Origin of the sequence: Sphingobacterium paramultivorum (genome assembly GCF_014109745.1) — a bacterium.
Lineage (GTDB): Bacteria > Bacteroidota > Bacteroidia > Sphingobacteriales > Sphingobacteriaceae > Sphingobacterium > Sphingobacterium paramultivorum.
Window position 1 is genome coordinate 3,731,245 of sequence record NZ_CP058555.1, and the last position, 22,681, is coordinate 3,753,925.

14 protein-coding genes are annotated in these 22,681 nt (G+C 39.5%); 6 read left to right on the forward strand and 8 right to left on the reverse strand.

Going from position 1 to position 22,681, the window contains the following annotated elements:
- Window positions 1-20: 20 nt before the first annotated feature.
- The 5 genes from HS960_RS15745 to HS960_RS15765 form a co-directional block, all read right to left on the reverse strand.
- A complete protein-coding gene (locus HS960_RS15745) occupies window positions 21-1,256 on the reverse strand; it encodes an MFS transporter (RefSeq protein WP_182329992.1) in 1,236 nt (411 codons plus the stop codon).
- 52 nt (window positions 1,257-1,308) lie between these two features.
- On the reverse strand, window positions 1,309-2,448 hold the full coding sequence (locus tag HS960_RS15750; protein WP_182329994.1) for a hypothetical protein: 1,140 nt from the start codon (window positions 2,446-2,448) through the stop codon (window positions 1,309-1,311).
- Window positions 2,449-2,537: 89 nt separating this feature from the next.
- Window positions 2,538-3,458: a dihydrodipicolinate synthase family protein gene (locus HS960_RS15755; RefSeq protein ID WP_153846512.1), complete on the reverse strand. Its 921-nt coding sequence runs from the start codon at window positions 3,456-3,458 to the stop codon at window positions 2,538-2,540.
- 74 nt (window positions 3,459-3,532) lie between these two features.
- The gene (locus HS960_RS15760; RefSeq protein ID WP_182329996.1) at window positions 3,533-5,098 is read right to left on the reverse strand and encodes a RagB/SusD family nutrient uptake outer membrane protein; all 1,566 of its coding nucleotides are present in this window, start codon (window positions 5,096-5,098) and stop codon (window positions 3,533-3,535) included.
- A 9-nt stretch (window positions 5,099-5,107) separates the two neighbouring features.
- Window positions 5,108-8,395 carry a SusC/RagA family TonB-linked outer membrane protein gene (locus HS960_RS15765; protein ID WP_182329998.1) on the reverse strand — a complete coding sequence of 1,096 codons (3,288 nt, stop codon included), beginning with the start codon at window positions 8,393-8,395 and terminating at the stop codon, window positions 5,108-5,110.
- A gap of 147 nt (window positions 8,396-8,542) precedes the next feature.
- Between HS960_RS15765 and HS960_RS15770 the strand changes: the two genes are divergently transcribed.
- Window positions 8,543-9,271: a FadR/GntR family transcriptional regulator gene (locus HS960_RS15770; protein WP_120335314.1), complete on the forward strand. Its 729-nt coding sequence runs from the start codon at window positions 8,543-8,545 to the stop codon at window positions 9,269-9,271.
- A 119-nt stretch (window positions 9,272-9,390) separates the two neighbouring features.
- Here the strand turns inward: HS960_RS15770 and HS960_RS15775 are convergent, their stop codons facing one another.
- On the reverse strand, window positions 9,391-10,563 hold the full coding sequence (locus HS960_RS15775; protein ID WP_182330000.1) for a glycoside hydrolase family 27 protein: 1,173 nt from the start codon (window positions 10,561-10,563) through the stop codon (window positions 9,391-9,393).
- Window positions 10,564-10,789: 226 nt separating this feature from the next.
- On the opposite strand from HS960_RS15775, the gene HS960_RS15780 reads away from it, so the two are divergent.
- Both HS960_RS15780 and HS960_RS15785 read left to right on the forward strand, forming a co-directional pair.
- Window positions 10,790-12,319: a sulfatase family protein gene (locus tag HS960_RS15780; protein ID WP_153846508.1), complete on the forward strand. Its 1,530-nt coding sequence runs from the start codon at window positions 10,790-10,792 to the stop codon at window positions 12,317-12,319.
- A 293-nt stretch (window positions 12,320-12,612) separates the two neighbouring features.
- Window positions 12,613-15,177, forward strand: coding sequence for a carboxypeptidase-like regulatory domain-containing protein (locus HS960_RS15785; RefSeq protein ID WP_228280044.1), 2,565 nt, complete (start codon window positions 12,613-12,615; stop codon window positions 15,175-15,177).
- A gap of 171 nt (window positions 15,178-15,348) precedes the next feature.
- Here HS960_RS15785 and HS960_RS15790 read toward each other — a convergent pair whose 3' ends face one another.
- On the reverse strand, window positions 15,349-15,960 hold the full coding sequence (locus HS960_RS15790) for a zinc ribbon domain-containing protein (RefSeq protein WP_153847924.1): 612 nt from the start codon (window positions 15,958-15,960) through the stop codon (window positions 15,349-15,351).
- A gap of 425 nt (window positions 15,961-16,385) precedes the next feature.
- Between HS960_RS15790 and HS960_RS15795 the strand changes: the two genes are divergently transcribed.
- From HS960_RS15795 to HS960_RS15805, 3 genes are all read left to right on the forward strand, one after another.
- The gene (locus tag HS960_RS15795) at window positions 16,386-19,505 is read left to right on the forward strand and encodes a SusC/RagA family TonB-linked outer membrane protein (RefSeq protein WP_182330002.1); all 3,120 of its coding nucleotides are present in this window, start codon (window positions 16,386-16,388) and stop codon (window positions 19,503-19,505) included.
- A gap of 138 nt (window positions 19,506-19,643) precedes the next feature.
- A complete protein-coding gene (locus tag HS960_RS15800) occupies window positions 19,644-21,083 on the forward strand; it encodes a SusD/RagB family nutrient-binding outer membrane lipoprotein (RefSeq protein ID WP_182330004.1) in 1,440 nt (479 codons plus the stop codon).
- Window positions 21,084-21,183: 100 nt separating this feature from the next.
- Window positions 21,184-21,609, forward strand: coding sequence for a tetratricopeptide repeat protein (locus HS960_RS15805; protein ID WP_153847922.1), 426 nt, complete (start codon window positions 21,184-21,186; stop codon window positions 21,607-21,609).
- A gap of 10 nt (window positions 21,610-21,619) precedes the next feature.
- Here HS960_RS15805 and HS960_RS15810 read toward each other — a convergent pair whose 3' ends face one another.
- Entirely contained in the window at window positions 21,620-22,495 is an 876-nt protein-coding gene (locus HS960_RS15810; RefSeq protein ID WP_182330006.1) for a glycerophosphodiester phosphodiesterase family protein, read from the reverse strand.
- Window positions 22,496-22,681: the final 186 nt, after the last annotated feature.

A 22,681-nucleotide genomic window follows, 5' to 3' on the forward strand; every position in this document is an offset into this window, starting at 1 on the left:
TATTCAGGATATAAAAGCGATTACTTCTCCGTTGTTTTGGGTTTGAGAAACAGGAGTTGCAAGAGTAACGCCAATAGTACGGCGCCCCCCAATAATGCAAAGCCTAAACCAAAATGACCTTCATCCTTAAATTTCCCTAACCATTGCGTGATAACGGCTCCAGCAAACACGCCCACCATATTCATAAAACCATAAGCGGTTGCGCGCAATTTTTTAGGAACAACCTGACATAGGATAGGCATATTGTTGGCATCGAATATGCCAAAGCCAATTCCAAAACAGACTGCGGCTCCGACCACCGCGGGTAAAGTCTGGCCTAATCCCAAAAACAATAAAGCTGGTATGGTCAGTCCAAGCCCAATTGCACTGGTATAGATGCGGCCACGGATATTTTTTTTTACCCATTTGTCACTGAGTATTCCGCCGACGATAACCCCAATAAAGGATGAGATCGCGATTGTAATGGTAGACAATGGACCAGCTTTGGCCATTGGAATATTCAGGCTATCGGCAAACAATGTTGGCAACCAATTTTTGATGGCCCAGCCAGGTAAGCTTGGAGCCGCAAAATAAAATAATAGAATCCAAAACGCCACATTGGAAAATAGCAGCAGTAAACTTTTGGGAAGAGACAATCGCCCTTCCGAAGCAGGCTCCTCAAGGGATGGCTCATGTTTTTTTTCCACAAGCATTACTGCTAGCAGGAGCGCATAACATATTCCGATAATTCCAAACCAATGAAAAGCGGTATGCCATCCTTTTGAAGCGGCCAATGTGGCGCCAAAACCGCCCAAGGCCTGACCTGTATATAGCCCTGTCATATGTAGCCCAATGGCTAACGATCGATTTTTTCCGGTATGGTAATCGGCGATCAGCGAAAGAGCTGTTGGGATATACAATGCTTCACTAAATCCCATAATTGCCCGTAAAGCCAATAGCGTTGCGTAATCGTGTGCCATCCCCATGCCATACGTTACGGCCGACCAAACAAAAAGACTGCCTACAATCAGCCATTTTCTATTGCTGCGATCGGCAACGATACCGGCTATAGGACTCATGATACCATAGATGTAAAGAAAAACGGCCATCAATACACCAAAAGTCTCGGCACGCTGCAGCTGTGGAATATCGACCTGCATGGCTTCACGCATAGTTGATAGCATCTGTCGATCCATATAATTCAGCAGGGCTACCCCCCAAAGGAGGGCTACAACGAGCCATGGGTAAAAAGGTTTATATCGTAAAGAAGAGATCATTTCAAGTTTTATCAGGGTTATATTGAGTTTTTTATATCTTATTTTTTCAATCCTATTTATTAGAAAATGTTGCTACTAAAATCTCAGGAGTACGAACGCCCGCCTTAACTTCGCCACTGGGCAAAATGATCATGTCGCCCCAGACAACAGCTGTCGTGGTTACAGGTCCATTCGACGGCAGATCCCCCATCCGCTTCCATTCATCCGATTTCAGATCATAACGCCATACTGCCCTGCCGAAACCGGGATGATTGACTTGCAATTTATTCTTGGCATCAATCAATTTCTGTCGCTGCGATGGATTTGTTTCCTTTTTAGCATCAAAGATTAGCGCTTCCACCTGATGGAAGGTATTGCCCCGATCCGCACTCAGCAACCATATTCCTTGGTCGGGCAATAAACAAGCTGTTCCTGCCGCAGCAGGAAAAGGAATGTCCGCCCGTTTGGACCAAGTACTACCATCATCGGCTGAGCACCATAGTTCATGATATAACGTTGAAGGGCTCTCTGGATGAGCCTTTCTTCCACCAAGTAGATACAGGCCATTTTGACTATCAGACAACAATTGCAAATGGGAGACTGCATAGGGTAATTTTCCAACACAAACCCATCCTTTTCCAAGATGCGCTAGATCCAATTTCAACACTTGATCCGATACAGCATCAGGCATTTCACCACCGGCAATGAAAAGTTTATTTCCATGAACTACCGTTCCCATATTAGCCAACGGAAATGGGAGATTCGGAAAGTCTGACACCGTAATTTTTTTGGTAGAGCCATCATATTTAATCAGTCTACAAACGGCTGTCTTTCCATCAGGAGTCTCTCCACCGATAACCAGCAATCCATCAGGTAGACTCAGGCTGGCTGCATAAGCAACCGCCATAGGAAGACTATCCTGGGCTATTAAACTCAGTCGTCCCTCTTTTTTTCGGTAAATAAAAACATCTTTTTGGATCTCTTTCGCCCCACCTTTCCAAGGTGGTAAATGTGGAAAATTCGCTCCGCCGGCAACCAGGAAACAATTGCCTGTGACACCAGCTATTGGTCCTGCCATACCAATATGCGCCTTTCCATCTTGCATAGCTGGCAACGTAATGCCTTTATGCCATTCCAATCGACCAACCTGTGCATGAACAGCACCTGTAAACAGTATTCCCACGATAACTCCCATCCAATGTTGTTTTGTCATATCTATTTATTCTCGAACCTACAGTCTACCTTGTAATCTCCCTCTCAATGTAAGCACACATGATACTCATCTCGAGAGGGAGATCTATTTTACTGTGCACAAAACTTCTGAAAATTAAGTTTGTTCACATCACTCTTAAAGAGTTCAAATTGCTCTGCCGACATATTTTTCACGGGCAGTCTAAATGTTCCGCAGTCAAGGCCAATCAATTTCATATACGATTTCCCGACTGAAATACCACCATACTTCCCTAACAATGTGATCATATCGATAGATTGCTGCTGCAAAGCATTAGCTTTTTCAAGATCTCCCCGATCATAAGCCTCGATAAGCTCAAGATATAAAGGTGCAGCGTAGTTATAGGTACTGCCGACAGCTCCTTTGTTACCCAATACTAAAGCGGACAGCATATTCTCATCTCTTCCCCATAACATATCATACTTGCGATCTGCATAATTCAGGCAGCTTAGAAAATCCATAAAATCTTCGTGCGTATATTTGATTCCCTTAAAATTGGGTATTATGCCATCAATCTGCTTCAGCAGGTCGATCATCTGGAAATTTCCACCAGTCAATACCGGGATATGATAATAATAGAAAGCCGTATTCGGCGCAGCACTTGCAATTTCGACGCAACATTTTGCCAATTGATCCACATTGGCAGGTTTGAAATAAGATGGTGAAGTAAATGACACGACATCTACCCCTGCATGCTCGGCCAGCCTAGCCAATTGTTGGCATTCTTTGATATTCGTCCCGCCCAGAAGCATCATGAGTGTAAATGCATTATCCTCTTTTGTTAATCTGGCCCAAGCTGTCATCACCGCAACTTTTTCCTCAAAAGTCAACGACACCCCTTCTCCGGTAGAGCCACAAATAAAGGCACCCGTTACCCGGTTGCGCTTTAACATCGCATAGTATTGCGGAATCAGCTCAAGATTCAATTCTCCGTTTTCATCGAAAGGAGTAAATGGCGCTGCAATTAATCCTGAGATTTTTTGATTTAGCATATGGTATTTTATATAAATAGTTAACAATATCCTGCCTCAGACCCTCGAATAGCGTTGAGACAGGATATTCGTTTTTAGGTTCCCTTGTAACCCGGATTTTGCTGATCATTTAATTTAGGATCTGCAGTAAGTGTCCCCAAGTCTATTGGCCATAAGATTTTATGCTTCTGACCATCAATGTTGTTCAATACGCCGACTAAGTTTAAATCTTTACGAAATAACAAAGGCTTTCCAGTGACATCCTGCATGCGTCGCAAATCGAACCATCGCTTGCCCTCGGACACAAATTCTTTCGTACGTTCATAGAGGATCGCTAATTCGTTTGCCTCAAAACTGCCATTTATAAACAAAGGCGCTTTTCCAGCATAGGCGCGGTTACGCACAGCCATGATTTCAGCAGTTGGATCCTCGCCCAATTTATTCTTAATTTCCGCCAACAATAGATAAGCTTCGGATAAGCGATAAACAGGATAATCATCGGAATAGTTACGAACACCGTCTATCAAAGTTCCCAAGAATTTTCTAAATACTACTGCAGATGTATTTCCTTTATTAAAATTCAGAAATGTTGCATTTGCCCTTGTATCAGCTTTTTCATACAATCTATAGAGATCCATTTTATACTCATAACGGATCAAACCTGTAGACCCGGTCTGAAGAGGATCTTTTGGAATTGCCTGTCCATTATCATCTACATAACCAGTAATATCATCACTTGCTGCATAAATGAAATTACTGAAAAATGAAGTTGCTTCTCCATTTAGGTAACGAAGTACAAAGATCATCTCAGAATTACCTTTCATCGCTGGTACACTGGCAGATTTAAAGGCTTCTGCAAAATTGCTGACGAGCGTATATTTAGGAATTACTTCTTCTATTGCGGCTTTCGCGAGTTTTAATTCCGTAAGACTATTCTCTGGGGTCTTTCCATCCATATCAACTTTGGCCGACCATAAGTACACCTCTGTTTTCAACATTTTTGTTGCCGCCAAAGACCATTGTGCTTTTTGATTTTTAGTCTCATAATTTCCTGAAAACGATTTTTCCGATTTATCAACTTCCGATTTGATAAAGTCTAAGGTTTCTTTTTCCGTTTCGGTTCGCGCTTTGTATGCCTTTTCCGCTGAGGTCGGGGTATTAATTGCGGCTTGTGGTTCTGTCACCAAAGGCACCCGGCCATAGGTTCTAAACAGATAGAAATAATAAAAAGCACGTAGTCCGAAGGCTTGCCCCAAATAATAGCCCTTTTGCACATCTGTCAAATAATCAGCTTTCTCTACCTGATAAATAAAATTATTAACCTGAAAAATTGGCGCGTACAATCCAGCCCAGCCCGATATGCCAGGAGAACTTTCACGAATATCCTGTGTAATTATCCCTGCTGAGTTCAATGATGCTGTTCCTGTAAAACTGGTACCATCTCTTAAGGTTCCCCCACGCAGTTCACCCAAATTCCATAGGTTTTGCTGTTGTCCACGCAATTGAGTATGAAGCCCCAGCATGGCTCCAGCGACCTGCTCATTGCTTTTCCAGAAACTCCCACTGGCAAAGTAATCCTCGGGACTAAGGTCTAGGTCAATTTCTTTACAAGAAGAAAACAGAAAAACTACAAGACCTATATATATAAATATCTTTTTCATAATTTGGAATTAAAATGTTAATTGAAGCCCAAGTATAAATGTTTTAGGAAGAGGGTACCCACCGCCATTTTGTCCAACACTTCCACTTTCAGGGGAGAACAACGTATTTTTTGACCAATAGTGTAAATTTTGGCCTGTCGCGGAGATGCTTAAATCTTCCATTTTTAATCGGTTAGCAATGGATTTTGGCAATCGATAAAACACATTGATCTCTCTAAATGCCAGATAATTCCCCTTATTATAAAACATACTACTTTCCCGACTGGTGTTATTTTTAAATAATTGATCAGCCCAATAATAAGTCGGATATTTTGCATTTGGATTTTCAGGTGTCCATGTATCAAATACACTTGTTGTCGTATTGAATGTTCCCTGCATCATTCCAAGAAACCAAGCTCTCGGTCCATCATAAGCAACATATCCCAATGCATAATCAAAACGGGTACTCAAACTAATATTCTTCCAGCGTAAAGCAGCCCCAAAACCGCCCGTCCATCTCGGTACTGTATTTCCCATATACACCCTATCATAAGAATTGATTATACCATCCCCATTTACATCCTTCCACATAACATCGCCTAAAGCTAATGGATAGTATAAATTCTTCTCACTGCTGGACATCGCATTATAGACATCAGGATGTACCAATGTACGTGCACCGATCAGATCCTTCAATTGCAAGGCATAGCTATCCAACTGTTCTTTTGTCCGAATGATCCCGATGGCTTCATAAGCATAAGCAACATTCGGGTCTTGTCCCTCCTGATTACCCCCTACCCAAACGAGTTCTTTGGATTTTGGATCATAAACCTGTAAACCGCCTTGCCTGTTATTTTCAACACCATTAAATGGTAGTTTTAAGATTTTGTTTTTATTGTAGGCCGTATTCCAGTTAAAGCTCAAATCCCAGTCTTTTCTCCGTAGAATTTGATAATTCACCCCAATCTCGACTCCCTGATTCTGCATATCGCCATTGTTGGTCGTAATTGTGGTAAAACCGGCTGAAGCTGGTAATGATAGGCTTGCGATCTTATCTTTAGTTGTTCGATGATAATAGGCAAGACTCAAATCAATCTTATTTAAGATTCTGGATTCAAGTCCTACTTCTTTTGTAATCAGACTTTCCCATTTGAGGTTTGGAATTGAAAGCGTAGACATTGTGTACCCCACTTGCCCATCATACTTGTTTGTGCCATATGAACCTTGAAGTATATAAGATCCGATTCCACTGACATTACCATTTCCCCCATAACTAGCGCGTAATTTTAACGTATTTACAATTTTATCAGTCCCTAAATAATCCTTCAAGAAATCTTCATGATGTAGTGCCCAACCGATTGAAACTCCAGGAAAGGTTCCCCATCGATTATTTAGCAATGTCGAATAACCATCTCTACGTGCAGTCAATGTCAAAAGGTATTTTTCTTTATAGTCATAGTTTACGCGTCCAAAATAGGACATGATACGTTGTCGATCATGGTATGAATCGATACTTCTTTTATTGGCATCTGGACTCGTTAATCCAAGATCCATAAAGTCGTCTGTGGGAGCCCCACTTCCAGCCGCTGTAAATCCATTGTTATAAGTATCAAAAAATTCAGAACCCAACATAGCGTCGATATGATGCGAACTCGCGATTTCAGTTCTGTAATTTAAAACGGCATTATAGGTTTGATTATATATTTTATCATAGGAAGCCGAGGAATTTCTTGTGCGAACATAATTTCCTGGGCTGGCTAGATAGTCTCTATTAAAGGACTCCGAAGTAGATTGGTTGAAAAACCAGTTACCACTTACATGTAAGCTAAGGTTCTCTAAAAAATTAATTGTAAAAGCTTGGGTAAGCGTAAGCTTCTGATTTAGGTTTTTACGAATGAACTTATCGTCATTTACCACAGGATTCCCATCTTGATAATCACGACCAACGAGTAGATCACCATTGGCGTTCGTACCACGCATTGTTGGAGGAGCCCCCAATGCCCGCGTCATATAGTTTCCTTCTCCGTTAATAGCGTCACGCCATTTTGTATACGCGAAATTCACACCTGATAATGAATGTAGCCAAGGCTTAACTTTATATTCACCATTCAATACAAAAGTTGTACGATCATAAAAAGTATTGATTGGCATCCCTTTCTCATTATATTTCCCCACGCTTCCATAATATTTACCTTTATCGTTCCCACCTTGCAATGCGATATTGTAATCTTGCGTCAAACTAGCATCACGAAGTGCGTATTTAGCATAGTCAAAATCCTTAAAAATTAGTTCTTTTCCTGTTACAGGATCAATCATAGTCTGCCATCCCTGTTGCAACAATTCACGATTGGTATCATCAAGCAACATGGTACTCCACACTGCATTGCTCGTAAGATTGCCATCTAAGATATTTCCCTTATCATCCTTATATTTATTCCCCGTACCAAAGGGCCCCACACTCGTCAATTGATTCAACTGGGACGATTGATATTGCCCCGATACCTGAACACCTTTTCTACTCCAGTTTAAATAATCTCTGGCACTCAGGAAATCAAAAGGGTTGTTCAATTTATTGACACCAACTTTAGACGACAATGTAATATTGGAAACACCTTCTTTTCCCCTTTTTGTGGTAATCAATATCACACCGTTTGCAGCTCTAGCACCATAAATAGCTGTAGCAGAAGCATCCTTTAAGACATCTATCGATTCGATATCATTTTGATTAATGTCATTAAATCCATTTCTAATCAACCCATCAACAATGACCAATGGTGTACCACCGCCGCCATAAGTAGTTCCACCTCGAAGCACAACTGTGGGTACTGCTCCCGGTCTCCCTGAAGTTTGCTGGACTCGAATACCCGGTATCGTACCCGCCAAAGCAGAAGCTGGATTCGAACGAACTCCAGTTTCAAGCACTTTTTTATCCAAGCTACTTACAGATCCCGTTAAATTCGACTTTTTCATTTTTCCATATCCCACCACCACAACTTCATCCATTTGCTCAACCTTGGACTCGAGTTTGATATCCAGTTGATTTAATTGCCCAACTTTTACTTCATATGGTCTATACCCTGTAGACGTGATCACTAAAATAGTATTGGGATTAGTACTGATTGAGAAAGTCCCATCGGTATTTGCCTGCAAAGATTGGTTGGATCCTTTGATTTTTACAGTCACATTGCCTAGCAATTCCCCTGTCTTTGCATCGGTAATTTTTCCCCGCACCGCATGATTTTGCGCCTGCGCTAAGAGCATATTACCCATCAAAACGGATAGGGTGAGAAGGGTTCGTAATTTTAGGTTTGAATACATATTGGTTTGTATTAAGTATTACATATATACAAATATATAAATAACAAAATGTAAAAAACAAATTTTAATTAAATTATGTATAACATATTAATCGCTTTTATTAATTATCTTTGTCTTAATGCGCCTAATGCGTTATATGTAATATATATGGAACCGAATTCTTCGCTGATAGAACATCTTAATACAATTGATACCTCTTCACTAGTAGATCGTGCGGAAAAAGAAATCATCAATCTTTTTGTCAATCAAGGCTTAAAGGTTGGAGATGCTTTACCTAAGGAAATTGAATTGGCCGAAACCCTTGGTGTAAGTCGTACAGTAGTTCGCGAAGCCATGTTGCGGTTGCGTATGGTTGGATTGATCGAATCAAAAAAACATCGCGGAGCTGTTTTAACAAGTCCAGATCTTATAAAGCCCCTACGCAAATCACTTTATCCTACTATCATGGAAAACAAGACCTTACAGGATCTTTTTGAAATGCGTATGGTGCTTGAGGTGGGTATGGCGGATATCCTTTTTGAACATATACAGGAAAAAGACATTGAGGAGCTGGAAGCGATCGTTGCTAAGGAACCTATAGATGCAGATAATACAATTTTCGATATTGAAACTGAAATTGCCTTTCACGGTAAGCTCTATGAAATCACAGGAAATACAATTCTCAAAGATTTTCAGAACATGTTGTTACCAGTTTTTCAGTATGTGCATAGCAGCGGCTTACTAACTAGTCCCAGTTCATCGAAAAGCTTCATCTCACACCGAGGCCTAGTTGATATATTAAAGGTGGGCAATGCCGAGGTTTTTCGAAATGCCATGCGCAAGCATCTTGACAATCATTATCAGCGACTGTTTTTATATAAGAAATCTGTTGGATAATCCCTTTTACGAGATCGATTCACAACACTATAAAAAAGCCCAATCATATGATTGGGCTTTTTCTTTAAAGGGTCTCCACTTGATCCTTTTACTTGGTTATCGTACAATTTGACACTTTGTTATTCAGACAGCAACAGTACAATGATTCCATGCGGAGGAAGAATAAACTTTCTATTTTGGCCAAGTTTTCCCCCATCGCGATGAAGCCATAAATCTCTGAAACGACTTTTTGGGGACAAATTCAGCGCTTTAGTATCCAGTTTAAACATCGTTTCCTTGTCTGATCTATTAAGTATTGCAAGTGCTTTACGCTTTGGATCAGCTAGGTCTTTTTTCCATACTTCTACCTCACTCGCTTTAAACACAGCTTGTGCTTGCTTAAAAGCCTTACCCTGATTTAGCGCGATCATTTCTTTGTTCGTCAATATAGCGAGTGTCTCTTTTGAAATTTTACGCAGATCATTTCCGGCCATCAAAGGTGAATTTAACATACACCACATTGAAAAATGTGTTTTATCTTCTTCATGAGTCATTCCATTGCCCACTTGAAGCATATCCATATCGTTATAATGACCTGGAGAGCTATAAGGATAAAGATTACAATTGAGATCAATAATATGCAACACTGAAGCAAAATTTGGTTGTATATCTTGTGAAATACGCCAGGAATCCACTTGTTTAATTGCCCATTCCCCTGGAAATTGCCAGCGGCAAAGATTAAAACCTACATCTGGACGAACCTTCCTCACTGCTGTTATAATCTTTGTATATTGCTCGCGATCATCCAGTTTCATTTCCAATCCACCACACCAATCCACTTTGATGAAATCAAAATTCCACTCTTTAAAAAATAACTGCGCATCTTGGTCTTCATGACCATACATTCCTACCCCGATACCTTTTGGATCTTTGTCCCAGATAGAACCACAGGTATTTTTTCCACCTTCCGAATACAATCCAGCTTTTAAACCCTTGGAATGAATGTAATCAGCTAGCGCCCGCATTCCATTGGGAAATTTTGAACGGTCTTCGTAAAGTTTTCCCGCTTGGTCACGCCCCCCGAAATACCCGTCATCTACATTGATATAACTGTATCCCGCATCGTGCAAGCCAGTCGCGACCATGGCATCTGCCTGCTCCCGAATCAACTTTTCATTAATATGGATCCGAAAGCTATTCCAGCTGCTCCAACCCATTATTGGCGATTTTGCCTCTTGACACAACGCTTTTAGACTCCAAGCACCTACTAAAGCTCCTAAAAGTATACCCTTAAATAATAACTTAAATCCCATAATTGTAGTATAAAAAAAGATCTTATCTCTCTTTTATTTTCATTTTAATCCGCTTCAAAAATACATAGAGACAATGATATGAAAAAGTAAATTCAATCACTTAATTATTTTATGTAATACATAATAATCATTATCTTAGTCAGCGTTATCACCATCGTGAAATTTACACTATTTTCAATAGCATAGCTTAAAAAAGCTTGATACATTCAATTTAAACCAAAACACAATGAAACTCAGGATCTTTTTATTTGCCGTAATCGCAACACTTCTCTATAAAAATGCTTCTGCACAAAAAAAGCCTAATATCATCATCATTATTTCCGATGATCATGCCTATCAAGCAATTGGTGCCTATGGTTCGAAATATGGGAAAACACCACAAATAGACCGCATCGCTGCTCAGGGTGCGCTATTTAAAAATGCCTTCGTCAACAATTCCATCTGCGGGCCATCCAGAGCGACATTATTAACGGGTAAATACAGCCATAAAAATGGATTCAAAGACAATGAAACTTCTGAATTCGACTTTAGTCAGGATCTTTTTGTGAAACAGCTCCAAAACGTAGGTTACAATACCGCTTGGGTGGGTAAAATTCACTTAGGTGACAAACTGCAGGGTTTCAACTATTATGACATTCTTGTTGGGCAGGGAACCTATTTTAATCCAGATTTTATCAGCAAAGAGGGTCGCAAACGCACTGAAGGGTATGTATCTGATATCGTAACCGAAAAAGCTATTGATTGGCTCGATACGGTAGACGCTGATAAGCCATTTTGTCTAGTCATCGGTCATAAAGCCACACACCGTACCTGGATGCCAGATCCAAAGGACTTCGGCACCTACGATACTGTAAATTTCACCTTACCCGCTACTTTCTACGACAATTACCAAAGTAGGTCGGCAGCAGCATTGCAGGAAATGTCCATTGACAAGGACATGAAAATGGGCTACGATCTCAAAATGTTCAATTCGTTGGAAGACATGATGGCCGACGGTAACTTCAAGCGGATGGACCAAGCTCAAAAGGATAGCTATATCGCCTATTACCGGCCCATTTATGAACAACTAAAGCAAGGTAATTTGACGGGCAAGCAACTTGCAGAATGGAAGTTCAGACGTTATATGATTGATTATCTCAATACTGCCCAATCTATGGACCGCAATATAGGAAAAGTACTAGATTATCTGGATCAAAAATCACTCAGTGAAAATACAATTGTAATCTATCTTTCAGACCAAGGTTTTTATATGGGCGAGCATGGTTGGTTCGACAAACGTTGGATGTATGAGGAATCTTTTCGTACCCCAATGGTCATGCGGTACCCAGCCCTATTACGCGCAAACTCAACCATAAACGCTAAAATTGTTAACGCTGATATCGCTCCCACGTTATTGGAGTTAGCTGCTATCAAAAAACCGAAAGACATGCAAGGTGAATCTTTTGTACATGTCCTGAAAAATAACAAAGAGGAACATCGAAAAGATCTTTTCTATCATTATTTTGAAAATGGAGAACATGCCGTGAGCCCCCATTTTGGTGTTCGTGATGACCGTTATAAATTGATCCGCTATTATAAACGAATCGAAAATTGGGAACTCTTTGACCTTCAAAAGGACCCCAATGAACTCCATAATGTCTACAAAGATCCTGCCTATCAAAGTGTCGTCAAACTGATGAAAAAGAAACTGATCACACAAATGCGCCAATTTGATGACAAAGAAGCAGAAGCTATTTACAAAATCAACATCGACTAATTATGCCATCAGGGTATCCGATCTATTGGATGCCCTTTTTTATTGCTATACGTTTCTTCAAGATGTTTATTGAAATGCTGTCTATATAGTTAAGTCCAATAGGCTCATTGTAAATAGGTTGTTTTGCAGACACATAATCTTAAAAAATTGTAATAAATAGAATCCGCAATCGATTGTCTTATAAATAAATTTTCATTTATAGTATAATTTTCATTTCTTTAATATAGTATTAAAATGGTTTACATAAAATCATTTTAATCACCAATATAGCCAAGATATGCGTACTTAATTTTATGAAAATTTACTTATTTTTAATTTTATTACTCACCACAAATATAGTTCTAGGTCAATCGAAGGGCAAAGTTCTTGGGACTGTATTTTCTCAAAATGCGGAACCATTAGAAAAAGCAACTGTAACGATTCTCAATTCAAAAGACTCTTCCGTAGTTTCCTACCTCCTTACTGACACAAAAGGTAAATTTGAATTTGTTAAAATTCCCACAGGGACCGCATTAACGCTTTTTATTTCACATGTCAATGCAAATCCTTTTCGTAAGGAATTTACTATACCTAACGGAGAAAATTATGATTTCGCTCACTTAAAGCTCGACTCGAAAAGCCTCGATGAAGTAGTCGTCAATATTGTTCCCCCCGTACGGATGAATAAAGACACCTTAGAATATAATACTAATTTCTTTAAGACTCGCCCCAATGCCAACGTCGAGGAATTGCTCAAAGAACTACCTGGTCTGCAAGTCAATATGGATGGTTCTATTTACTATCAAGGAAAGGAAGTTTCAAAAGTAAAAGTAAACGACAAGGATTTCTTTTCGAGTGACGTACGTATTGCCACACGAAATTTGGATGCTTCTCTTATCAAAACAGTACAGGTGTACCGTGATAAGGGCGAAACAAAAAAAGGTAACGAAGACGACGATAAACTGCCGATTACGATTAACCTAAAATTTAAGAAAGATTTTCTCAAGGCCAGTTTTGGTAAACTTTATGGTAGTGCAGGTACAAGGAGCAGGTATGAGGCCGGTGGTTTATTCAATACATTTAAGGACACACTACAGCTGAGTTTCCTCGGTTTCGGAAATAACATTAACCGCCAAAGTTTTGATTACAATGAATTGAACCAAGAAGCTGGACTTGGACGTGCCGAAAATTATGGATTTGATAATTTTGGAGGTAGGAACTATTCGGGTAAGGCCAACGATATTGGCTTGGGCTTTAATCTCAACAATGACTGGGGAAAGAAGACCAAGTTGAACATCATGTACATGCTGAAATATAATAAATCCGAAAATCAAAATACCGGCAATCAAATCTCTTTATACGATCAGGAAAAACAATATTCAGCATCCGATTACCAGCAACAGGAGAAATCTGTAGGGCATAATCTCAAAACCCTCCTCCGACATCGCATGGATACAACAGCCTATTTTGAATTTACACCGAATTTGGGTATCAATTCAAAAAACAATTCAACCTTCGGAATGAACCGCTCCTATACGGATCTCAAAAAACTAAATGACGCAACAGGTACGGGCGGAAATAAGGAAAATACCCTGAACTATTCACATGGATTCTATATCGAAAAACAACTCAATAAAAATCATATCGTATCTTTTAGAAATACGATTTCCATCAATACAAATGAAAAGACCGATACCTCCTTCCAAAATACCAATATATATGACACAGCTAAGCCGCGGACTAGTTTATGGTATAAAAACCGAACACAAAATAATTCCAACAACCTATATTTCAGTGCAGCCTATTATAATAAAATAATTAAAAAACTAAACTTTGACTACTACTTCACCTATGTTACTAACCGCCAAGGACCACAGGAAAGTGTATATATCAACCGCGACAGCACTGGAGAAATGCATGCAGCTCCTTACGAAAATAGCTATCGTTACAAATACCAGGATTATATTACGGGTATTATATTTTACTGGAGACCGACCAAAGATTTTAACGTAAAATTTGGAACAGCCTATCAAGTAAAGGCAAATCATTTTGATTTACTTAAAATCAACTCTGTCGAGAAATCATCTTTAGGCTACTGGTTGCCCAACATTAATATCCGTTATAAAGATCTAAACCTCGGCTGGTATAAAGATCTCGAGTCCCCCGAGCTCTATGGAATTCAGCAGCTCGTCTTGGATTTAAATCCGTTATATACACGAAAGACATCCTTTATATTCAACAATATCGAAAAACAGAATGTCAGTATATCATACTATAAGTATACCTCGAAATTGCAGTTTAATGTAAATGGAAATATCAATTATGTCAATAACAGCATCGGGTCCCGTAGCTGGCGAAACAACAATACAGGAAAAATGACCACCCAGATGTTTCTCGCTGGCTCAAAATATAACTATAGTGCCTATACTTACCTGAGATACAACCTAAAAGCCAGTAAAAATTGGTCATTCTATCTATCGCAAAACAACAATATCTATACCTATGAAAATTATAGTTCCATCAATGATGTTGATAATAAAGGGACCAATATAGGGATCAATGCCAGCCAACAATTTTCCGCGACGTGGAAAAACCTAGTGACGATATCACCACAGTATACCTATTCTTGGAACAAGAACATAAATTCGGTAAAAGATAACCCCGACTTTATTGAATCGACCTATTCAATCCGTAAAATTGGTGCAGGATTGAATATTAATCCGATCCACGGATTTTCGCTGGAATCAACATACTCCTTAGATAACCGGGCCAGTGGATTAAGCGGCAGAAAAAACTACCATATCCTAAATGCGTCAGTCTATTATACCTTTAAAAATAATTCACAGCTAAAACTGACCGGTTTTGACATATTGAATTAGAATACCCAAAATTATTGGGGCAGTCAAGGAAACGTAACATATTTTGGGAATTCACTTACATTGAAACAATATTTTATGTTGGGCTACATCCATAAATTTAATATTATCAAAACAAAGAAATAGATCAGGTAAAGAGCTGAACCTTGTTTATAACAACAATAAAAATGATCATTACAATCTTTCAATATTCGATATCTTACTTTTCATTTCTTCAAGTTCAGCACGTGATAAACGTTGCTTTTCAGAATAGCTGTCTGCATGTTGCTCGCGCAATTTGCGTAGCCCCTTTCGGCTATCCGCTTCATAATCGTTTAGGTCAAAGGTAACAGAGTCGGTCGTTAAATTGGCGATACGGTAAAGCGTACGCATCGTTTTTCCATCTTTTGTATAGGAAACCTCATACACATCACCAACCTTTGGATCTTTCAGGTATTTTTCCTTCTTTTTTGCACCGTAAATTCCTGCTATAACAATAGCAGATACAAAAAGCCCAATCAGAACTAAGCCCGCAAAATATCCAAAAGGTGTTTTACGGATAGCTCCCGAAGATATGGCATGAAGTGTTTGTGGGTTGATTTCACGTTGGTAACTCAACTTTTTGCAATGCGTACAAATGGCAATAACCTCCGAGGCATATGGAAATATGGGTATCCAAAAAACATGGAAATATTTAATTTGCCTGTATGCAAAAAGGGATTGAACTGTGCCACAATAATCGCAGTTTCCGATTGCCGATTGCGATTTATTAGCTAAAACTTTTGTTCTTGTGCCAAAAATAATCATCGTGTTAACGTTTTAATTTACTATCATGGAGACACAAGAACATTGCCCTTTCTTATTCGAAAATACAAGGGTTTACAATCCGTGCGTTATCGTTTACGATTCGCACCTACCAATCAATATCCTGATAGGCAACATATTGCAAATAACACAAGAAGGTGTTCCGGAAAAAAAACTTGATAACTCAGCTACTCCTTTCCTATAACGATGGCATCTCATCATTCTGACTCAAAAATTACAAAAAACAAAAAAACAAAGTATAGTTATCAGGTAGATTTTATATATTTGCATTAACATTTTTTAACACATGAAACAACATACAGATAATATCCTTAAAAAACGAATGTCCTAAGGGGATGTTTTTACAGGTAAATTTCAAATATCTCCTATAACCCAACTCAAACAATAAACTCACTATTATAATTAGTATGGCAAAAAACAACATAAATTTTGTCGTAATGGCCGCGCTTTGTCTTAGTACTGGCGCACTATACGCACAAACCACTATAAAAGGAAAGGTAGTCGACAACAATAACAATCCTATTCAAGGGGCTACAGTTACCGAAACAAACAGTAAAAAACAGGTTCAAACAGATGCAAATGGACTATTTGAGTTCCCTTCGACCGGAAGCTCACTTAACATCAGCATTCAATATATTGGCTTTGAAACTAAGACTGTTCAAACCAATACCACAGGTTTCACCACGGTTCAACTTCTGCCAACGACTTCTCAACTGGACGAAGTTGTTGTGACGGCATTGAATATCTCGAAAGAAAAAAAGACATTGGGATATTCTATTCAGGAGCTGAAAGGAAAGGATCTTTCCGAAGCAAAAGAAAGTAATTTAGTCAACTCACTTGCTGGAAAGGTTGCAGGTGTTCAAGTCACAAATAGTCAAGGTAATATGGGGTCTTCCCGGATTATTATCCGTGGAGAAACATCAATTGCAGGAAATAATCAGCCACTATTTGTGATCGACGGAACCCCCGTTGATAATTCCCAGTTGGGTACGAGCGGTAATCGGGATTATGCCAATGCAATCTCAGACATCAACAGTGAAGATATTGAATCGATCAGTGTACTAAAGGGGCCCAATGCTGCTGCATTATATGGTTCAAGGGCTGCTGCTGGGGTAATTTTGATTACGACAAAATCTGGAAAAAAACGCAAAGGACTTGGAATAAACATCAATTCAAATAATACAATCGAACGACTCTCCGTTTTACCCGATTATCAAAATGTTTTTGGACAGGGTGCCGATGGAAAATTCAGCTATGTAGATGGCAAGGGCGGGGGTATCAATGATGGTGTGGACGAAAGCTGGGGCCCAAAGATGGACGGCAGACTGATTCCTCAGTTTTATTCCAATGGTGAAGCCGTGCCATTCGTAGCACACCCGGATAACGTCAGGAGTTTCTTTGGCACGGGAAGAACCTTAAATAATGGCATTTCAATTGCCGATGCGACTGAGAAGATTGATTACCGTTTCTCCTATAATAACAGCAATCAAACGGGGATTATTCCCAATTCTTCCATTGAAAAAAATAATTTCAATATCAATACCCGTTATAAAATCACAGATGATCTAACGCTTACTGCCAATGCAAACTATGTGCGTACGAATTCTGGTAATTTACCTGGTGTAGGTGGTTTCCGTTCTAATGGTTACATGTTACAATTTACGTGGTTTGGAAGACAAGTGGATGTTTCGCGTCTAAAAAATTATCGAGATGCTAACGGCAGTCTAGTCAATTGGAACAATAGTTATTATAGCAACCCTTATTTCATTGCGGAAGAGAATACGGTTCAGCAGCAACGCGACCGCATTTTTGGCAATATTGGTTTAAACTATAAAATCAATAAGTATTTGACGGCAAACTTCCGTACGGGTAACGATTATTATACGGATCGTCGCAAAATTAGGATCGCATATGGCACGAATGGTACGCCGTATGGATCTTACGAAGAGGACGCATACACAGTAAATGAAAATAACACAGAGTTTACGCTGAATTATAACCGTCCCCTTTCCAATGACTTCACATTGGATATCCTAGGGGGCGGAAACATACGAAGCCAGTCCCGACAAAGGAATAACCAGAAGGCACCGCGTTTGGCAGTGCCAGATGTATATACACTGGCAAACTCGAGAGATGCTTTGATTTCAACAGGTGAATATAGTCCGTTGAAAGCCTACAGCATTTTTTCTTCCGCGCAATTGGGTTATAAAAATTATGCCTTTTTGAATTTGACGGCACGTAATGATTGGTCTTCAACCCTACCAGTTGACAATCTATCTTATTTCTACCCATCAGCAAACGCAAGTATCGTACTGACAGATGCTTTCTCCATTCAAAGCAATGTACTCTCTTTTTGGAAATTACGTGGAGGATGGTCTAAAGTAGGTAAAGATACCGATCCGTTCAACTTGATCGATTCTTATCTTTTTAGTGCTCCTTACGGAAATAGTCCACAATTATCAGTCAATGACATCAAGAAAAATCCAGATTTAAAACCGGAAACAACAACCTCTACTGAATTAGGTACCGAGTTGGCATTCCTCAAAAGTCGGGTACGTTTGGATCTAAGTTTATATAATATCAATAGTATCAATCAAATCCTAAGCGTCGATGTGAGCCCTTCAACTGGTTACAAAAAACAACTTGTCAACGCCGGAAAAATCAACAATAAAGGGTTGGAAATTCAACTTGGAGTTACCCCGATAAAGAAACAGGATTTTCAATGGGACATCAATGTAAATTTTGCTACAAATAAAAGTAAAGTGGTAGAATTAGACGATGCTGGGTTACTACAAAGCTATACGATCGGTTCTTCGGGAACGGTGCAGGTTTTGGCTGCAGTTGGAAAACCTTATGGAACTCTCTACGGAACCGGATTTTTAAGAAATGAAGCTGGACGTATTATTGTCAATGCAGATGGGACACCTGCTACTGACCCTGTCAACCATTATTTTGGAAAATTTACACCGAACTGGTTAGGTGGAATTACCAATCAATTCCGTTACAAAGATTTTGATCTGAGCTTTTTGATCGACATCAAACATGGTGGAAAACTGTATTCTGGCACGAATGCCACAGGTACAGGCACAGGGGTATTAGCCTCTACCCTTCCTGGAAGAGATGCTGAACATGGTGGCTTAAGCTATACCGTGAACGGTATAACATACGATGACGGTATTATTGCAGATGGTGTTAATGCAGATGGCTCAGAAAACACAAAAGTTGTTTCGGCACAACAATATTATAAAACGTTATACAGAACCAATGAAGCAAATGTATTCGATGCGTCTTATGTCAAATTACGCGAAGTAAAATTAGGCTACCAATTACCTAATCGCTGGATTTCCAAAATTGGTTTTCAGGGAGCATCTTTCTCTTTAGTAGGTCGTAATTTGTGGATTATTCATAAGAATGCCCCCAATATTGATCCGGAAACAGCTTTTAATACAGGAAATGCCCAAGGTTTGGAAAGTTTGCAATTGCCCACTACGAGAAGCTTTGGTTTCAATTTGAACCTGAAGTTTTAAGAAAATGGAACAATCGAATTAAACATAGAACAAAACTTACGGATTTATACAAATAACTGGCAATCAACATCAACAAAGCAAATATGAGCACAAGCACAGTTGATAACAGATAATTGATAAACAAATAACGATTAGAAAATGAAAATAAATAGCAAACATATAGCAGGACTTTTTCTCTTACTAGGTCTAACGACGTCCTGTAAAGACGAGTTGGCAAAAGTAAACCAAAATCAGAATGAAGCGGAAACTCCTCAGGCTGCCTACCTGCTAACCAGTACAATTAAGACGACAACAGATAGCTATTGGGGTATAAGTAACAACCTCGCGTCTAGCCTTTTATTTGTTCAACATTGGGCGAGAATACAATATACTGATCCCGACCGTTACATCTTTACAAATAATGATTTTAACGAGGGTTGGTCCACTTGGTATTCGAAAAGCATAAGTCAATTGAAAATCATTCAAAAACTGGCGGAAAACACAGGAAATGACAACTATAAGGGGGTGGAAATCGTCCTACAATCTTGGGTATTTTCGTTACTCACAGACGCTTACGGTGAAATACCTTATACAGAAGCCGGAAACATTGACGTCTATCTTACACCGCATTACGATACGCAAGAGAAAGTATACACAGGCTTATTAAACGATCTGAAAAGTGCTCAGGCTTTATTAAATCCGAGTGGAAAAAATATTGAAGGAGACATTATTTATAATGGTAGCATCGCGCAATGGAAGCGTTTTACAAATGCACTTCGTCTACGCATTGCTTTACGTATCGCAGATCGATTACCAAATCTCTCCAAAACAACATTACAGGAGATTGCCGCAGAGGGAAGTGGATATTTGACCTCAAATGCAGACAATGCACAGCTTATCTACCGCGACGCACCCTATCGCAATCCGGTCAGTGCATCGTTTGAAGCACGGGAGGACTATAGAGTCAGTAAGACAATTGTCGACAAACTACGTTCACTCAACGATCCGCGTTTGGGTATTTATGCCGATACGACCACTACCTCAACGCCAGAAAAATATATCGGAGTACCAAATGGTTTAACGGCAAGTGACGCTAGTAACTTAGGCTTCGCTCGCACTTCAAGACCGGGTATCTATTTTAGAGATCCACATGCTCCAGCAGTAATCTTAAGCTTTTCGGAAACACTTTTTGGTTTGTCCGAAGCAGTCAGCAGAGGATTTATCACAGGTGATGCAGCAGATTATTACCAAAAGGCAATCCGTGCTTCTTTGGAACAATACAACATTAGCAATGACCAAATCGTTAGCTACCTCAGCCAGACAGCCATTAAGTTCGATTCCAACCGCTACAAAAAATCCATTGGGGAACAAAAGTGGATTGCCTTGTACGGACAGGGCTTAGAGGCCTTTGCAGAATGGCGTCGGTTAGATTATCCGCAATTAACACCTGCGAAGGCCGGGGCTTTAAACGGCAAAATTCCTTTGCGGTTTCTGTATCCCGGAACCGAACAATCACTCAACGGAACGAGCTATAAGGAAGCAATCGCACGTCAGGGCAGCAATACATTGTTAACCAAATTGTGGTTTGATGTAGAATAAATGTAGGTTAAAACAATTTTAAAAAAGCGGAAGAAGTTATTTTTCCGCTTTTTTCTGTAGATTTCTTATCTTCGTATAGCACTCTAAAGAATAAAATTTTATGGACGATCAAACATTAGACAGAATAGACCAACTTAGCGAGGAAGGAAACATCCAATGTGATGAAGGCAACTATCAGGCGGCGATCCGGGTGTGGACCGAAGCACTTGATCTAGTTCCTAGTCCACAACATGTTCATGCGGAAAGTCTTTGGCTCGAAGCTTCCATAGGAGATGCCTTTTTCTTACTGGACGATTTTGGCAATGCCCTCACCCATTTTGAAAAGGCAAAACAGAACATTATCGAAAATGCCTACGAAAACCCTTTTATCATGCTGCGCTTAGGACAGTGCTATTTGGAAGACAATAATAGCGAGTCTGCCCAGGAATATCTTCTCCGCGCCTATATGATGGAAGGAAGAGACATTTTCGAAGATGAATCGCCTAAGTATCTTAAATTTTTAGATGACAATATCGATTTGGATTGATAATAATCCGTCAAAACGAACCGATTACTTCACCAACTTCCATAGGGAGATCGGACTCAAGAATGGAGGCTCCTTCCGCAAATATGGCCCCATACTTTTCGGCGCGTTCTGCCTTTGTCTTCAGCTTATCGTAGGTAGACGCAGCTGAAATCATGCACATCACGCCTTTGTTGTTGAAGAATTGATACATCTTCAGATTGGAATCTCTCAGTTCTGGCCCAATATAGACTATCATACGGTCGTAGGGTAATCCAGAGGATTTAAATTTTTCCAATGCAGCCTGATCTTTGATATGCATGGACATATACTGTTCTGGATTCTGCGCCAAATAAAACGCTGCCTGTTCAGTATTATGTACCGTAACCCACACCCAACTGTAGGCATTGTATTTTTTGAGAACTGCTGCTGTAGCCGCCAAAGGCAAGTCTTTCTTATCTAAGTTCAGAATGGTTTTACCTTTTGCCCATTGAATGACTTCTTCAAGTGTGTTAATACCATACCGGGTAATATTTCCAGCCTGATCCTTTAATTTCAGCTTACGCAATTCATCCCAAGTATAGTCAGATACTTTTCCTTTTCCATTTGTTGTTCGCTCCAATATCGCATCGTGCATCAAAATAGCAACACTATCCTGGGTATAACGCGGATCTATTTCAAAAATGGCCGGTGTCTTTCGTAATACGGCTTCAAATGCCGCAATCGAATTTTCAGGAAGTCCAGCCTCCATCGTTCCCCGATGACCACTTACAATTTTTTTATCTTTAGCATAGGTAAAATAATCACGCATCGCCTTTGGAGAAGCAAACTCAAGTGAATGGATTTTTTGTCCGACGACTACTGAGTACGACGAAACAAAAAGAAAAAAAGCGAAAAATGTTCTACTCATTAATTTATAATTACGTTCAAATATATAAGCTTGAGCCACAAAAAATAACAGCCTAAATTAATCAACCAAGATCAATAAATCGTTAACAAAACATTCAATTCATATCAACCACCAATCCACGTATAAACATAAACTTAAGGAATCAAACTTTTACTGCAATATCAAATCCTCCTGAAAATCACTGTA

Excerpts from the sequence above, each read along its gene's own strand:
- HS960_RS15745 (WP_182329992.1), bottom strand. The coding sequence starts at position 1,256 with ATGATCTCTTCTTTACGATATAAACCTTTTTACCCATGGCTCGTTGTA.
- HS960_RS15750 (WP_182329994.1), bottom strand. The coding sequence starts at position 2,448 with ATGACAAAACAACATTGGATGGGAGTTATCGTGGGAATACTGTTTACA.
- HS960_RS15755 (WP_153846512.1), bottom strand. The coding sequence starts at position 3,458 with ATGCTAAATCAAAAAATCTCAGGATTAATTGCAGCGCCATTTACTCCT.
- HS960_RS15760 (WP_182329996.1), bottom strand. The coding sequence starts at position 5,098 with ATGAAAAAGATATTTATATATATAGGTCTTGTAGTTTTTCTGTTTTCT.
- HS960_RS15765 (WP_182329998.1), bottom strand. The coding sequence starts at position 8,395 with ATGTATTCAAACCTAAAATTACGAACCCTTCTCACCCTATCCGTTTTG.
- HS960_RS15770 (WP_120335314.1), top strand. The coding sequence starts at position 8,543 with ATGGAACCGAATTCTTCGCTGATAGAACATCTTAATACAATTGATACC.
- HS960_RS15775 (WP_182330000.1), bottom strand. The coding sequence starts at position 10,563 with ATGGGATTTAAGTTATTATTTAAGGGTATACTTTTAGGAGCTTTAGTA.
- HS960_RS15780 (WP_153846508.1), top strand. The coding sequence starts at position 10,790 with ATGAAACTCAGGATCTTTTTATTTGCCGTAATCGCAACACTTCTCTAT.
- HS960_RS15785 (WP_228280044.1), top strand. The coding sequence starts at position 12,613 with ATGAAAATTTACTTATTTTTAATTTTATTACTCACCACAAATATAGTT.
- HS960_RS15790 (WP_153847924.1), bottom strand. The coding sequence starts at position 15,960 with ATGATTATTTTTGGCACAAGAACAAAAGTTTTAGCTAATAAATCGCAA.
- HS960_RS15795 (WP_182330002.1), top strand. The coding sequence starts at position 16,386 with ATGGCAAAAAACAACATAAATTTTGTCGTAATGGCCGCGCTTTGTCTT.
- HS960_RS15800 (WP_182330004.1), top strand. The coding sequence starts at position 19,644 with ATGAAAATAAATAGCAAACATATAGCAGGACTTTTTCTCTTACTAGGT.
- HS960_RS15805 (WP_153847922.1), top strand. The coding sequence starts at position 21,184 with ATGGACGATCAAACATTAGACAGAATAGACCAACTTAGCGAGGAAGGA.
- HS960_RS15810 (WP_182330006.1), bottom strand. The coding sequence starts at position 22,495 with ATGAGTAGAACATTTTTCGCTTTTTTTCTTTTTGTTTCGTCGTACTCA.